Raw genomic sequence first — 14091 nt, forward strand, 5'->3', positions numbered from 1 at the left:
TAGCCGGCCCATCCACGCAGGTTTCTTATCTACTCCCCATGAGCGCAACCCTCGATACCGATCTCGCCGACCACCGTCCCCTCGGCCGCAGCGATGCGAAAACGCTGGTTCTTGCGGCCCTTGGCGGCGCGCTGGAATTCTATGATTTTGTGATCTTCGTCTACTTCGCGAAGACTATTGGCCATCTGTTCTTCCCTGCGGGCGCATCGGATTTCATCGCGCAGTTGCAGGGCTTCGGGCTGTTTGCGGTGGCGTATCTCGCACGACCACTTGGTGGCATCGTGATGGCGCACTTCGGCGATCGCGTGGGCCGCAAGCGCATGTTCACGCTCAGCGTGTTCCTTATGGCCGTGCCTACGTTGCTCATCGGCCTGCTGCCCACGTACGAGAGCATCGGCCTGCTCGCACCGATCCTCCTTACGCTGTTCCGTGTCGTTCAGGGCCTGGCCATCGGTGGCGAAATCCCGGGCGCCTGGGTCTTCGTGGCGGAGCACGTGCCACCGAATCGCGTGGGCCTGGCCTGCGCCAGCCTCACCTCGGGCCTCACCGCCGGCATCCTCATTGGCTCGCTCGTGGCGGCCGGGCTCAGCGCGCGGCTTGCCCCGGAAGACATGCTTTCGTACGGCTGGCGCATCGCGTTCGTGCTTGGCGGCATCTTTGGCTTCTTCGCCGTGTACGTGCGCCGCTGGTTGAGCGAAACCCCGGTATTCGCTCGTATGCGGGAGCGTAAAGAGCTGAGCGCTGAGCTACCGGCGTGGGTCGTGCTCCGCGACCACCGCGCGGGCACCATCCTGTCGATGCTGGTCACCTGGGTGCTCACGGCCGCTATCGTCGTCGATATCCTCATGACCCCGACCCTGATGCAGACGGCCTTCAAGGTGGAGCAGGCGCGTGCATTCAGCGGTGGCAGCCTGGCCGCGCTGGCGCTGTGCTTCGGTTGCTTCTTTGGCGGCTTGCTGGTCGACAAGGTGGGGCGTGGCCTGGCCATGCTCGTCGGCTCGATCGGCCTGGCGGTATCCACATACGCCCTCTATTTCGACCTGCGCGCGGGCGGGGCCAACCTTATGCTGCTGTACCCGCTGGCGGGCCTGTTCGCTGGCGTGGCCGGCATCATCCCGGCTGTCCTCGTGGCGGCGTTCCCACCGGCTATCCGCTTCTCCGGCATCTCGTTGTCCTACAACATCGCCTACGCCATCTGCGGCGCGGCGACACCGCTGCTGGTCGGCTTCCTGGCCAAGTCGGCCGGTGGCCTTGGCCCGGCGCATTACGTGGGGGCTGTCGCCCTGGTCGGCATCGGCTGTGGCGTCTATCTCCTGACCACCCGCCGGCGCTTTTTCCTCGACTGAGACCGCCCCCGGTTTCACGGGTGCTTCATCGGCGTGACGGCCTGTGGCGGGGCCGTCACCCGGGGGTAGTTGCATTCAGCGCTGGGCGTTCGGCATGCTTCGCAACGTAACCCGCCGGTACCCCACGGCTTGTCGTTCCCCCACCCCCACGCGCACCAGACCCATGACCGCTGTCATCACCCTCGGCTGGCGCGAACGGCTCGCTCTTCCGTCGCTAGGGGTTTCCGTTCTCAAGGCCAAACTCGATACGGGCGCGCGCTCGTCGTCGTTGCACGTCGAGTGGTTGGAAGTGGACGAGCGTGAGGACGGCACGTGGCTGCGCTTCCAGGTGCGCACCACCCGCAAGGGTGGGGTCTCCGCGCCGTGCGAGGCGCGTGCCCTGGGCCGTCGGGCGGTCACGGATTCGGGTGGGCACACGACCCAGCGGTGGTTTATCGAAGCCGAGATCGAACTGGCCGGCCAGCGTTTCCTGGCCGAGGTGAACCTGACCGATCGCCGGCACATGCTCTTCCCCCTTTTGCTTGGCCGGACCGCGTTGTTAGGGCGCTTCCAGGTCGACCCCTCGCTCTCTTACTCGCAGACGTCGCGCCGCGCCGTCCGGGAACCCACATGAAGATCGCCATCCTGTCGCGTAACGCGCGGCTGTATTCCACGCAGCGCCTCGTCGAGGCGGCGCGCAAGCGCAAGCACACGGTGAAGGTGCTTGATCCGCTGCGCTGCTACATGAGCATCGCGCCGCAGTCGTTTGCCATCCACTTCAAGGGCAAGCCGCTTGGCCCCATCGATTGCGTGATCCCGCGCATCGGGGCCTCGAGCACCTTCTACGGGACGGCCGTGCTTCGCCAGCTCGAGCTGATGGGGGTGATGACGCCCAACCCCTCCGATGCCGTGCTGCGCGCCCGTGACAAGCTGCGTTGCCTGCAGATACTGGCCACCCGCGGTATCGACATGCCGCTGACCGCGTTTGGCGATAACCCGGACGACACGAGCGACTTGCTGGCGATGCTCGGTGAGCCGCCGCACATCATCAAGCTCAACGAGGGTACCCAGGGCACCGGCGTGGTCCTCGCAGAGAAGCGCTCGGCCTCCCAGAGCGTGATCGAGGCCTTCCGCGGCCTGTACGCCAACTTCCTGGTCCAGGAGTTCATTCGCGAGGCCAACGGCAGCGACCTGCGCTGCTTCGTGGTCGGCAACGAGGTGGTGGCCTCCATGCAGCGGTCGTCGGCCCCGGGTGAGTTCCGGGCCAACCTGCACCGGGGTGGCAGCGCCGCGTCGGTGGAGCTCTCCGACGAGGAGCGCCGGGTAGCGATCGAGGCCGCCTCGGCCCTCGGCCTGGAAGTGGCCGGCGTGGACCTGCTGCGCTCCTCGCGTGGCCCGCTCCTGCTCGAGGTCAATGCCTCGCCGGGCCTGGAAGGGATCGAGGGCAGCACCGGGGTGGACGTGGCCGGGGCCATCATCGCCCATTGCGAAGCCCGCCACGCCGCCCGGCCGGTGACCCCGAAGGCCCGCAAGGCCAGGTCTCCCAAGGGGTTAACAGCGATTTAAACGCTTACCCCCTATAAAGATCCCACTGTGATTCCGCGAGACGGAGTGACGGTATCGGGGCAGTAGTTCTTTCGGCCCGGGCGGGTTTCCGCCCGGGCCTTTCTTTTAATGCTGTCCGGTTCACAGATTCCCCGTTAAGCTTGTTGTCGCAATACTCTTGCGACAGCACAACGGAGTGCCGCAATGCGCGTCCTGGTCATCGAAGACAACACCGACATCGCCACCAACATCGGGGACTACCTCGAGGACAGGGGCCATGTCGTCGATTTTGCCGGCGACGGCGTTACCGGCCTGCACCTGGCCGTGGTCCACGATTTCGACGTGATCGTGCTCGACCTTACCCTGCCGGGTATGGATGGGCTCGATGTCGCGAAGAAACTGCGCCACGAAGCCCACAAGCAGACCCCGGTACTCATGCTCACCGCCCGCGACTCGCTGGAGCACAAGCTCACCGGCTTCGAGTCCGGCGCGGACGATTACATGACCAAGCCGTTCGCCCTGCAGGAACTGGCGGCCCGCCTCGAAGTGCTGGCACGCCGCGGCAAGGGCCCGCAGAGCCGCGTGCTCAAGGTGGGCGGCCTTACCTACAACCTGGATACCCTCACGGTGACCCGTGAAGGCAAGTCCATCCAGCTGAACCCGATCGGCCTGAAGTTGCTCCAGGCGTTGATGGAGGCCAGCCCGTCCGTGGTGACGCGCCAGGATCTCGAGCAGCGCGTGTGGGGCGAGGAACTGCCCGATTCGGATTCGCTGCGAGTCCACATCCACGGCCTGCGCGCCGCTATCGACAAACCGTTCGAGAAGCCGTTGATCCACACCCGCCACGGTATCGGGTATCGCATGGTCGACCCGGATGCGGTCCCGACGTAAGCTTCGCTTTCGCCTGGTCGTCACGTTCACGCTGTTCGGGTTCAGCCTGAGTGCGCTGTTCGCGTTCGCGGCACTGAATATCCGTACCCGCGTCGAGGAGCAGCTGATCAACTCAGCGCTCCAGGACGAGGTGGATTCGATCAACCAGAAGGTCCGGGCCAACCCCAACGAGCCGCCGGCGATCGAGATCGTCAAGGCGGCGACCTTCAGTGACCGGACGATCTACAAGGCGCCGTTGGCCTGGCAGAACCTTGATACCGGCGTCCACGACATCTTTGAGGATGGGAAGGACGACAAGCCCCACCACTACAAGGTGGCGGTCCGCCGGGAAGGCGGCATCATCAACTTCCTGCAGTTCGATGTGTCGCGCGACGAGCTGGGTAAGCGCCAGCTGCTCACCAGCGTTATCGCGGCCGTGTTCCTCTTCGGTCTGCTGTCGCTCGTGCTTGGCGTGTGGCTCTCCTCGCGCGTTCTGCGTCCGGTCACCGACCTGGCGCGGCGGCTGCGCGATTTCCGCCGCGTCGGCAAGGCCGAGGCGCTGGCACCGCATTTCGCCGATGACGAAGTGGGCGAGCTGGCGGTTGCCCTCGATGAATACGCCACACGCCTCACCGGCGTGGTGGAGCGTGATCGCGAATTCAATTCCGATGTGAGCCACGAACTGCGTACGCCGCTTGCGGTTATCGCGAGCACCACCGAATTGCTGCAGGGGTCGCCGGACCTCACCGACAAGCTGCGCGAGCGCCTGAAGCGCATCGAGCGTGCCTCGCGCCAGGCCACCGAGCTGATCGAGGCGCTGCTGCTGCTCTCGCGTGCTGAGCGTCGTGGTCCCACGCGTGGCGAAGTCACCGACGTGGCCAAGGTGGCGAGCGATGTCATCGAGAGCCAGCGACCGCAGATGGGCGGCAAGCCCATCGAGATCGAACTCATCTCCGATGGCACGGTGGCGGTGAATGCACCTGCGTCCGTGCTTTCGGTGGCGCTTACCAATCTGATCGGCAATGCCATCAAGTACACGATGGAAGGGCAGGTCACGGTCCGTGTCCTCGATGGCCGTATCGATGTGCTCGACACCGGCCCGGGCATCAAGCCCGAGGATGCCGAGAAATTGTTCCAGCGCGGTATCCGTGGCGAAAGCGCCACCGGCGGTGGCGCGGGCCTGGGCCTGGCCATCGTGCGCCGTCTCTGCGAGCTGTACGGCTGGGACGTGTCGCTGCGCCCGCGAGCTGAAATGGCTGGCGCCATCTCTACCATCGATTTCCGATAATTCTCATTCGCCACGCTAGCGCAGTGTCCGTGTAGGAACGCGCTCGCGCGCGATTCCCGCGTGCCGCAGCGCACGTTTTCGCGATTGTAGTCTCAGTTGTCATAAAGACTTCATTTAGCCGTCTGAATATCACGGGCTTCCACGGCGCGTGATGGGTCGCCTCAGGGGAGGCTGGCCGCGATGCGCCTGCATTGAAAGGATGCAGAGCCTTGTTGAAGCAGACCGTCCTGGTCATGGCGCTAGCCATGGCCCTCTCTCCCGTCGTCCATGCGACGGACACCGCGGCCACCGATGCGGTAGATACCACCACCGCGAGCAAGCGCGAGAAAGCCCAGGACCTCGATGCGGTCTCGGTGATCGGCACAGGCGAATCGCGCCAGGTGCAGCGTTCGCGGCCGCAGGACCAGAAGTCGTTGCCGCCCGGCACCAGCCTGCAGAAGGTGCTGAACACGCTACCCGGCGTGAACGCGCAGTCGATCGATGCGCTCGGCGCGAACGAACAGTCGATGACGCTCAGCCTGCGCGGCTTCAGCGGCACGCGCCTGGGCTACACGCTCGACGGCATGCCGCTCGGCGATAGTGCTTACAACAACTACAACGGTCTTTCGATCAACCGCGCGTTGATCTCCGAAAACTTCGCTGGTGCCGAGCTTTCCGAAGGCATCGGCAATCTCGGTACGCCGTCGACCAGCAACCTGGGCGGCACCATCGGCTACACCTCCAATGACCCGCTGAAGAAGATGGGCGGCCGCGTTGTGCAGAGCGTGGGCAGCGACTCGAACCGCCGCACCTTCGCGCGATTCGATACGGGCGAGTACAACGGCTTCTCGATGTATCTCTCCGGTGCCCGTACCGAGTCGGATCTGTGGAACGACCAGTCGGCTTACAACAAGTCGACCACCAAGCAGTTCAACGGCAAGGCCGTGTGGGATTTCGACTGGGCGCGCATCACCGGCTTCGCGGATACTTCGCGCACCAGCCAGGCCGATGACTTCTACCTGTCGAAGAGTGAAATGGCCCGTGGTCTTGGCTGGGACTGGGGTGGCTACGCGCCGGACTGGAACCGTGCCGTCGGCAAGGCCTACTGCAACTCGGGTACGTTCAACGCGAAGCTCTGTGACCGCTCAGGCGCCGATACCGACGCAGATGGCGCCTTCACCGCCGGCCAGATCCTGCGCAACGACGACCTCTACTACCTCGCGGGTGACTTCTTCCCCAGCGACGCCGTGACCATCCATGCGATGGCCTATCACCACGAGGATGCGGGCGAAGGTCACAACTGGAACAGCGGCACGTACTCGTACCCGGGTACGGCGCAGCAGCTGCCGATCATCTTCCGCAACACGCTTTACACCATCAACCGCAGCGGCGCGATCCTCTCCGCTGGCTGGGATATCGGCAACCACCATATCGAAGGTGGCGTGTGGTACGAGCACAATATCTCGTCCGCCTCGCGCTACAGCAGCTATGTGAGTGGCCCGCGCGATCTCAGCGCGCCGATCGATACGCAGCCCGACCTCGGCGTTTTCGACCAGCGCACGGTGTGGAACACGCGTCAGGCCTTCCTGCAGGACACCATGAACTTCATGGATGATCGCCTCACCGTGGACGTGGGTGTGAAGAGCCCGCACGTCACCTCCGACGCCAGCGCGTTGCCGGGTGATGCCAAGAAGCCGATCGCCGCCAGCTCGAACAATCAGTTCGCGACCGGCAAGCTCAGCGCTAGCAAGGCACTCCTGCCGCAGGTGGGCGTGCGCTACAAGCTGGACGATAAGCAGGAAGTGTTCGCCAGCTTCGCCAAGAACATCGCCATGTTCCAGGGCGGCTTCAAGCTAGGCCCGCAGGCCGTCAGCCAGGCGACGTGGGATTCGCAGGGTTCGCTGAAGCCCGAGAAGTCCCGTAGCCTCGAGGCAGGCTACCGCATCGAAGCCGGCTCGATCGCGGCGTCGGCTGCCGCGTACACCGTGCGCTTCGATAACCGCCTGCTTCAGTACAACCCGTGCGATTCGCGCAGCCCGGTCGGACCGACCTGCGGCAACCGCTTCTATAACGTGGGCGGCGTCGATAGCCACGGTGTCGAGCTGACCCTGGTGTGGACCCCGATCGACAGCCTGCGCTGGTACAACTCGGCCTCGTACAACCGCTCGACCTACGCGAGCGATTACACCCAGGCCGGCGTGGTGCAGCACACCAAGGGCAAGATCCAGACCGATACGCCGACCAAGATGTTTGCTACGCAGATCGACTGGAACCAGGGTCCGTGGTTCGCCTCGCTGCGCGGCAAGTACACCGGCAAGCGCTACTACACGTACACCAACGATCGTGGCTTTGGTGGCTTCACCACGTGGGATCTTTCCGGCGGCTACGACTTCGGCAAGGCATGGTTCGCCGAGGATATCCGTCTGTCGGTCAACGTCACCAACCTCACCGACAAGCGCTACGCCAGCAACTTCGACAACAGCGTGTTCGCGCCTAGCGATCCGACCGGTTCGATCTACGTGTTCCACGCGTCGGCGCCGCGCCAGTACTTCGCCAACCTGGACGTCCGATTCTGATGCGCGCGTCCCTCGCAGGGCTGGTCGCGGCGTGCCTGGTAGGGAGCGCCGTCGCGCAGTCCCTCGAGGTGCGCCAGCCGGATATCGCCACCTCGGCGCTGCCACGCAGCGTCGAGGTGGGTGGCACCACCTATGTCGATCATGGGCTGGTGGCGTCCGGCACGCTGCCTGCCGGCACCGTCGATTTTCTGGGTGACACGCTGGGTTCGTTCTCCTCGTTGATGATCGAGCCAGGCACCTGGAAGCGCGAAGGTGACACCTATACCGGCGTGCTGTGGACACTTCCGGATCGCGGCCGCAACGATCCCGAACACAACCTGTTCTACGACTACGCCGGCCGCGTGAACCGTATGCAGTTCACGATGAAGCTGTCACCCGGTCCCGGCCAGATCACCCTGACCCCCGACGGCGGCATCGAACTCAAGGACATTACCGGCAAGCCCTTCACCGGTGCCGAACCCGCCGCCGGCACGCTGACCCAGCACGGTGTCCTGCTTCCGTCCCCGGCGGAAGGCATCGGCGCAGGCAAGATTTCGCTCGACGCGGAATCCCTGCAATTCCTGCCCGGCGGTGGCTTCTACATCGGCGACGAATACGCGGCGAACGTCTATCGCTTCGACGCCTCGGGCAAGCTCAAAGGCATCCTCGTTCCGCCCAAGGCCGTGCGTCCGGTCGACAAGGACGGCAAGGCCTATTTCACCTCGCTCAAGCCGCCGGTCACCGGCCGGCGCAATAACCAGGGCGTCGAAGGCATGGCGCTGTCGCCGGATGGCACGCGCCTTTTCGTGATGTTGCAAAGCGCCTTGCTGCAGGACTCCTACGGTAAGGAAGGCGTTGGCCGGGCGCTGACCCGCGTGCTTGTGTACGACGTCAGCCGCAACAAGACGCCGGCCAAGCCGGTGGGCCACTACGTGGTGCAGCTCCCCGTGTACGACGACATGGGTAAGGGCGGCGCACCGACGCGCACCGCGGCGCAGAGCGAGATCCGCGTGCTCGATAACCATCGTTTCATCATGCTTACGCGCGATGGCAACGGCTGGGGTGCGGATGGCGGCAAGCCGATCGTCTTCAAGAGCATTGTCATCGTCGATACCGACGGCGCGACCAATTTGGCTGGCACGCCCTACGAGACCACCACGAAGTCTGTGCTGGGCGAGGGCAGGGTGCTCCGCGCAGGGATCCATGCCGCGACGTGGAAGCCGTTGGTGAACCTGCTCGACCCGGCCGATCTCGCGCGCGCGGGTGTCGCGCTGGAGCCGGGCCGTGAAGGCCTTGCCCAGCTCTCCGAGAAATGGGAGGCGATGGACCTGCTGCCCGTGCTCGACGACGCGCATCCCGACGACTGGTTCCTGATCGTCGGCAACGACAACGATTTCATCGCGAAGCACTGCGTCATGGAAGGCCAGCCTTGCGATTCGCCCATCGATAACGACAACCGGCTCCTCGTGTACCGGCTGACCTTGCCGGGCATGCGTTCCACCACCGCTCCCCACCACTGAAAAGGGTTCCGCGCATGATGAAACGTAAGCTTCCGTCCCTCCTTGCCGCCGCGCTCCTGCTCGGCTCGGCCGCCGCGCATGCCAATTCACCGGCGTATGTCGACAGCAAGGAATACAAGACGCTCATTGATCCCTCGCGCTTTGCCTCCAACCCGTCGAGCGCCGCGGCGACGCTGCTGAGCAACCTGTCGGCGCGCCTTTCGACCCTGGGCTTCGACAAGACGATCACCGGCTCGTTCAGCGCGGGCGATCGCGACACGCTTACCTATATCGATACGCCGCATACCTGCCAGCTGATGAGCCGCGGCTATTCCGTGCGCACGCGCGCCGGTGACCACAACGATATCCAGTTCAAGTTCCGTCACCCGGATGAGGAGCTCTCGTACTGGACGGATGTGTCGGGTGCGGGCAAGAACAAGTCCACTAAGCTCGAGACGGACGTGACGCCGGGTAACCTGGTGCTGGCCCATTCGACGAAGCAGGATGCGACCACCACGCCGGCGACGGTAGCCGACCTGATCAAGCAGTTCCCGGGCGCGTCGGCGCTTTCGGATCTCTCGGGAAGCGCGTTGTCGAAAGTCGCAGGCGTCAGCGTTACCCAGCAGGAATATGATGGCCCGACGTCCGATATCGGTCAGTCGGAAGCGGAGTTCACGCTCACGCTTTGGTATGTGGACGGCGCCAGCACGCCGACGCTCGCGGAGCTGTCGTTCCGCGTGGAGGCGGATTCAGACAAGTACTTCACCACGCCAGTGCTCCAGCGTTCGCAGGTGCTGAACCAGGCGATCGGTTCGATCGGCAATGGCTGGAACCTTGCCAACGATGGTGGCAAGACCAGCTGGCTTTACGCGTACAAGTCGTCGGCGTACCCGAACGGGTTCTGCCAGTAACGTAGGAGCATCGCACGCAAGCACGCTCTTGCAGGAGCGCGCTTGCGCGCGATCAGCGCTCAACCGTGCGGCGCGGCCTCGGTGCACGCGGCCGCATGGCACGCGATCTCAATCGGCGTGCTGGTGCCCGGGCAGGCACTGTAGAAATGTGCCTCATCACCCACAATGCTGCGCACGTGCAGCAGGCGCTCGCACTGGTGCATCGAAGCAAGATCCTGGGCCGCGTCGAACATCGGCTTGCTGACGCGATCGTCCAGGGCGGCGATGCCACCCGATGCCGGCTGGGTCGCCGGTGCGGTGGTGCTCTCGTCAGCCGGGGCCGGCGCTGCAGCCACGGCGGGCTCAGCGACCGGGGCAGGCGTCGCGGCGGCGGTCGCGGGTTCCTCTGCGGGCGCAGGCGGAGCGACCGTCGCGGACGCGGTAGCAGGCGCTGTCGCGGCTACAGGTGCGGGCTCGGCATCACGCGCGGGTGCTTCGACAGCTGGCGCCGCGGCGGCGGCGTTCATCTTCATGGCGGGCGCCATGGTCTTGAGCAGCTCGCACTTGTCTACGCCGACCTTGCCTTCGCTGTCGGACATGCGATGCAGCAGGCTACGCGCGGCCCACATGCCCATCTTCACTTCCTGCCAGACGTAGTACGCCTTTCCCGCCTCGGCATCGATGTCGAGGGTCGGGTTGGTCTCCGTGTGCGACATGATGGTGTGGTGGCCGGGTGCGACGGCTAGTTCGAGGAACGACTTCGGTCCGGTCTCACCAACGATCACGCCGTCGACCGAGACAGGCATCTTGATGGCAGATCCGAAGCTCTCGTCGCGGTAAATGTAGAGGACCGCCTTGTCGGCGATCGGGCTGAACACCTTGGCGTGTTCGCTATCGGCCTCGCTGGCCTTTTGCACGCTGGCACAGCCGCTCACGAGAAGCGCCACCGCGAGGGCCGCGGCGGCGAAAAAGGTACGTTTCATGGTTTGACTCCCCTGTTAGCCAGTCCTGGTTGGCTTTCCCCTGGCGCGCGCATCGTAACGCGGCGCCGGGGGAGGGGCACAAGGGGTCAGACCGGTTCGAGCCAGCCCCAACGATCCTGGGTCTTGCCATTGAACAGGCCGAAGTACAGATCCTGCAGGCGGCGGGTGATCGGGCCGCCCTTGCCGGTGCCGACCTTCTTGCCATCCACCGAGCGGATCGGGGTGACCTCGGCGGCGGTGCCGCACATCAGGATTTCGTCGGCGAGGTACAGGTACTCGCGCGGGAGGTCGCGTTCGACCACCTCGATACCTTCCTCACGAGCCAGCGTCATCAGCGTGTGGCGGGTGATGCCGGTGAGGATCGATGCGCTGGCCGGGGTGGTGTGCAGTACGCCGTCGAACACGAGGAACAGGTTCTCGCCGGCGCCCTCGCTGAGCAGGCCCGTGGAGGCCAGGGCGATGCCCTCGCCGAAGCCCAGGCGGCGCGCTTCACGCGCGATCAGCTGGCCGGAGAGGTAGTTGCCGCCGGCCTTCGCGCCCGCCGGGATGGTGTTGGGAGCGAAACGCTGCCAGCTCGATACGCAAGCGTCGATGCCGTTCTGCAGGGCCTCGGGGCCGAGGTACGGGCCCATCGGCCAGGTGGCCACGGCCACGTCGATCGGGGTTTCCGCCGAAAGGCCAAAGCCGCCCAGGCCACGGTAAGCCACCGGGCGCAGGTACGAGGCGCGCTGGTTGTTCTTCTTGATGACCGCGCGGCAGGCCTCAGCCAGCTCGTCGACGGTGTACGGCAGCTCCATGTCGTAGATCTTGGCCGACAGGAAGAGGCGATTGAGATGATCGGTGAGGCGGAAGATCGCCGCGCCGTCGGGCGTCTCGTAGCTACGGATGCCTTCAAAGACGGACGAGCCGTAGTGCAGGGCATGGGCCATGACATGGGTCGTGGCTTCAGCCCAGGGCTTGATCTGCCCGTTCTGCCAGATCCATTCGGGGTAGTTCTGCGACATGGGAGCGCTCCGGTGGGGACCGCCCATGATAACGGCTAGCGGGGCCGCCTACATGGCGCATCGCGCCATCGGGCCTCAGGCCGGTGGGCGCAGCCAGAGGCAGCCCGATTCCCGGGTCACGCTGAAGTGGACATGGCGGGAGGCGCCGCCCCCTCCGGGGACGCGGGTGACGGCTTCGATACCCGAGGCTTCATCGCCCTCCAGGGAGAGCAGGGTCTGCTTCACGAGGGCGTCCAGGGTGCGGATGTTGTCGACCGCGCCGTCGCTGCCGTAGCCATTCCACAGTGTCAGCCCACCGATGCGGTTGGCGTCGCGCCGGTTAAACGCCTCAGCCACCGCCACTCGGAGAGTCGCCATGTCCTGGGCGCAAAGTAGCCCAGTGCTGGGTGCGGTGCCTTCGGGCGCCGCCGTGCTGGAGGCGGCTGGAGGGGCGATCGAGCGCGCTCCCAGGTTGCTGCACGGCTGGTCGGTGAACACCGGGCTGCCGTCCTTGCCCACGCAACGGTGGACCTCGGTCTGGGCGGCGGCGGGCAGGGCGGTGAACAGCAGGATGAGCGATAGGAGCAGGAGGGCGGCGCGGTTCACGGTGGCGGCAGGTGGTGGCACGAGCCGCCATCATCCGCGAGCGGAGCTTAGCGATAGGTGACGGCGCGCACGTTTGCCGTCACGCGATCACGCCAGGCGCTCGAGGACCGCCGTCGTCGCCCGGGCACGGTTGATCGTGTAGAAGTGCAGGCCCGGGGCGCCGCCATCGAGCAGCCGGCGGCAAAGCTCTGCCACGACATCGGCACCCAGCTCGCGTACTGCGGCGGCGTCGTCGCCGTGGGCCTGCATGCGCTTCACGATCCAGCGGGGGATTTCCGCGCCGCACTGTTCGGAGAACCGGCGCAGCTGGCTGAAGTTGGCGATGGGCATGATGCCCGGGACGATCGGCAGCTTCACGCCGAGCCGGGTCACGTCGTCGACAAAGCGGAAATAGGCATCGGGATTGAAGAAGTACTGGGTAATCGCACCATCGGCGCCGGCATCGCACTTCGCCTTGAAGTGGCGCAGGTCATCCAGTGCGTTCTCGGCCTGGGGATGGGTTTCCGGGTAGGCGGCCACTTCGATGTGGAAGTGGTCCCCGCTGTGCTCGCGGATGAAGGCGACCAGCTCGGCGGCGTAGCGGAAATCGCCCGGCGTGGCCATGCCCGAGGGCAGGTCGCCACGCAGCGCCACGATGCGGCGGCAGCCACGTGCCTTGTACTCATCGAGGAGGGTGCGGATCTCGGCCTTGCTGCCGCCCATGCAGGAAAGGTGCGGCGCGACCGACAGGCCGTGGTCCGCGCGTAGCTGGCGCACGGTTTCGCCGGTGTAGCTCAGCGTCGAACCGCCCGCACCGAAGGTGACCGAAACGTAGTCAGGCGCGTGGCTCTTTAGCCGTTCCACGGCTTTGTTGAGCTGGTCGCGCTGTTCGTCGGTCTTGGGCGGGAAGAATTCGAAGCTGACGGCGGGCATGGCGAGGCACCTGGAAGCGATGCGTTGAGTATATATCTTTCCATCCAGATGGAAAGATGGCTAATCGGGGATTCAGCCGCGCAAGGCAAGATGCGGGTATCGCCACGAATCCCCTGGAATGCCCATGCCCGCGTTTACTCCTGCCGTTCCGCCCTGCACCCAGGCCATGGTCAGCTTGTCTGTCGACGCCAGCGAGGGCGACTTCAACGGCATGTCCCACAGCGGCACCTGGCTGGTGGTGGCTAACCGCGGCAGCCAGGCCTGCACGTTGATCGGCCTGCCCATGGTGGCGATGAAGGACACGAAGGGCCTCGTGCTGCCGGTGAAGCGCCAGGCACCGGTCGGCATGCATCCCGGGCCGGTGGTCGTACCTGTCCGCCTTGAGCCAGGCGCGACGGCGCGCATGTCATTGCGCTGGGTATCGGGCGACGTCTATGACCAGGGGCGCTGCGTCGACGCGACAGCCGTCGAAGTCACCTTCGGCAAGCTGGTCCTGCGCACCGGTCTGCAAGGTCACCTGTGCGGCGAAGGCGCAGCACCCATCCCCTTCGAACAATCCCCGCTCTCGCACACTGGTGGCCCCGTCCCGCCCGGCCAACTGTAGGGCCGTACAAGCACGCGATACGCGCTGCGATAACGCACAAAAAAAGAGGCGC

General features: G+C 65.3%; 13 protein-coding genes. 9 read left to right on the forward strand and 4 right to left on the reverse strand.

Annotation, left to right across the window (positions count from 1 at the left end; genetic code table 11):
- The first annotated feature begins 38 nt into the window (after positions 1 to 38).
- The 8 genes from L2Y96_RS03690 (at position 39) to L2Y96_RS03725 (ending at position 9972) form a co-directional block, all read left to right on the forward strand.
- Positions 39 to 1346 (forward strand): MFS transporter, encoded by a 1308-nt coding sequence (locus tag L2Y96_RS03690; RefSeq protein ID WP_247332421.1) that lies wholly within the window; start codon positions 39 to 41, stop codon positions 1344 to 1346.
- 163 nt (positions 1347 to 1509) lie between these two features.
- On the forward strand, positions 1510 to 1959 hold the full coding sequence (locus L2Y96_RS03695; protein WP_247332423.1) for an ATP-dependent zinc protease family protein: 450 nt from the start codon (positions 1510 to 1512) through the stop codon (positions 1957 to 1959).
- On the forward strand, positions 1956 to 2891 hold the full coding sequence (rimK, locus tag L2Y96_RS03700) for a 30S ribosomal protein S6--L-glutamate ligase (RefSeq protein ID WP_247332425.1): 936 nt from the start codon (positions 1956 to 1958) through the stop codon (positions 2889 to 2891). Before L2Y96_RS03695 ends, rimK begins: the two co-directional genes overlap by 4 nt.
- 183 nt (positions 2892 to 3074) lie before the next feature.
- On the forward strand, positions 3075 to 3761 hold the full coding sequence (locus L2Y96_RS03705) for a response regulator transcription factor (RefSeq protein WP_089975032.1): 687 nt from the start codon (positions 3075 to 3077) through the stop codon (positions 3759 to 3761).
- A complete protein-coding gene (locus L2Y96_RS03710; RefSeq protein ID WP_247332427.1) occupies positions 3745 to 5028 on the forward strand; it encodes a sensor histidine kinase in 1284 nt (427 codons plus the stop codon). The genes L2Y96_RS03705 and L2Y96_RS03710 overlap by 17 nt, the downstream gene beginning before the upstream one ends.
- 233 nt (positions 5029 to 5261) lie before the next feature.
- A complete protein-coding gene (locus tag L2Y96_RS03715) occupies positions 5262 to 7583 on the forward strand; it encodes a TonB-dependent receptor (RefSeq protein ID WP_425492613.1) in 2322 nt (773 codons plus the stop codon).
- Positions 7583 to 9082 carry an esterase-like activity of phytase family protein gene (locus L2Y96_RS03720; RefSeq protein ID WP_247332431.1) on the forward strand — a complete coding sequence of 500 codons (1500 nt, stop codon included), beginning with the start codon at positions 7583 to 7585 and terminating at the stop codon, positions 9080 to 9082. The genes L2Y96_RS03715 and L2Y96_RS03720 overlap by 1 nt, the downstream gene beginning before the upstream one ends.
- A 14-nt stretch (positions 9083 to 9096) precedes the next feature.
- Positions 9097 to 9972: a hypothetical protein gene (locus L2Y96_RS03725; protein ID WP_247332433.1), complete on the forward strand. Its 876-nt coding sequence runs from the start codon at positions 9097 to 9099 to the stop codon at positions 9970 to 9972.
- A 59-nt stretch (positions 9973 to 10031) separates the two neighbouring features.
- On the opposite strand, the gene L2Y96_RS03730 is transcribed toward L2Y96_RS03725, so the two are convergent.
- The 4 genes from L2Y96_RS03730 to metF all read right to left on the reverse strand — a co-directional run bounded on the left by L2Y96_RS03730 (position 10032) and on the right by metF (position 13435).
- A complete protein-coding gene (locus tag L2Y96_RS03730; protein ID WP_247332435.1) occupies positions 10032 to 10934 on the reverse strand; it encodes a DUF2846 domain-containing protein in 903 nt (300 codons plus the stop codon).
- 86 nt (positions 10935 to 11020) lie between these two features.
- Positions 11021 to 11938: a branched-chain amino acid transaminase gene (locus tag L2Y96_RS03735; protein WP_247332444.1), complete on the reverse strand. Its 918-nt coding sequence runs from the start codon at positions 11936 to 11938 to the stop codon at positions 11021 to 11023.
- A gap of 75 nt (positions 11939 to 12013) precedes the next feature.
- Positions 12014 to 12544 carry a DUF4124 domain-containing protein gene (locus L2Y96_RS03740; RefSeq protein ID WP_247332446.1) on the reverse strand — a complete coding sequence of 177 codons (531 nt, stop codon included), beginning with the start codon at positions 12542 to 12544 and terminating at the stop codon, positions 12014 to 12016.
- 66 nt (positions 12545 to 12610) lie between these two features.
- Positions 12611 to 13435, reverse strand: coding sequence for a methylenetetrahydrofolate reductase [NAD(P)H] (gene metF, locus L2Y96_RS03745; protein WP_247332448.1), 825 nt, complete (start codon positions 13433 to 13435; stop codon positions 12611 to 12613).
- 124 nt (positions 13436 to 13559) lie between these two features.
- Between metF and L2Y96_RS03750 the strand changes: the two genes are divergently transcribed.
- The gene (locus L2Y96_RS03750; RefSeq protein WP_247332451.1) at positions 13560 to 14039 is read left to right on the forward strand and encodes a DUF4232 domain-containing protein; all 480 of its coding nucleotides are present in this window, start codon (positions 13560 to 13562) and stop codon (positions 14037 to 14039) included.
- Positions 14040 to 14091 lie beyond the last annotated feature (52 nt).

Origin of the sequence: Luteibacter aegosomaticola (assembly GCF_023078475.1) — a bacterium.
GTDB classification, from domain to species: Bacteria; Pseudomonadota; Gammaproteobacteria; order Xanthomonadales; family Rhodanobacteraceae; genus Luteibacter; species Luteibacter aegosomaticola.

What these genes read in the sequence shown, in the direction of transcription:
- L2Y96_RS03705 (WP_089975032.1), top strand. Translation starts at nt 3,075, where the DNA reads ATGCGCGTCCTGGTCATCGAAGACAACACCGACATCGCCACCAACATC.
- L2Y96_RS03715 (WP_425492613.1), top strand. Translation starts at nt 5,262, where the DNA reads ATGGCGCTAGCCATGGCCCTCTCTCCCGTCGTCCATGCGACGGACACC.
- L2Y96_RS03720 (WP_247332431.1), top strand. Translation starts at nt 7,583, where the DNA reads ATGCGCGCGTCCCTCGCAGGGCTGGTCGCGGCGTGCCTGGTAGGGAGC.
- metF (WP_247332448.1), bottom strand. Translation starts at nt 13,435, where the DNA reads ATGCCCGCCGTCAGCTTCGAATTCTTCCCGCCCAAGACCGACGAACAG.
- L2Y96_RS03735 (WP_247332444.1), bottom strand. Translation starts at nt 11,938, where the DNA reads ATGTCGCAGAACTACCCCGAATGGATCTGGCAGAACGGGCAGATCAAG.
- L2Y96_RS03690 (WP_247332421.1), top strand. Translation starts at nt 39, where the DNA reads ATGAGCGCAACCCTCGATACCGATCTCGCCGACCACCGTCCCCTCGGC.
- L2Y96_RS03750 (WP_247332451.1), top strand. Translation starts at nt 13,560, where the DNA reads ATGCCCGCGTTTACTCCTGCCGTTCCGCCCTGCACCCAGGCCATGGTC.
- L2Y96_RS03725 (WP_247332433.1), top strand. Translation starts at nt 9,097, where the DNA reads ATGATGAAACGTAAGCTTCCGTCCCTCCTTGCCGCCGCGCTCCTGCTC.
- L2Y96_RS03710 (WP_247332427.1), top strand. Translation starts at nt 3,745, where the DNA reads ATGCGGTCCCGACGTAAGCTTCGCTTTCGCCTGGTCGTCACGTTCACG.
- L2Y96_RS03730 (WP_247332435.1), bottom strand. Translation starts at nt 10,934, where the DNA reads ATGAAACGTACCTTTTTCGCCGCCGCGGCCCTCGCGGTGGCGCTTCTC.
- L2Y96_RS03695 (WP_247332423.1), top strand. Translation starts at nt 1,510, where the DNA reads ATGACCGCTGTCATCACCCTCGGCTGGCGCGAACGGCTCGCTCTTCCG.
- rimK (WP_247332425.1), top strand. Translation starts at nt 1,956, where the DNA reads ATGAAGATCGCCATCCTGTCGCGTAACGCGCGGCTGTATTCCACGCAG.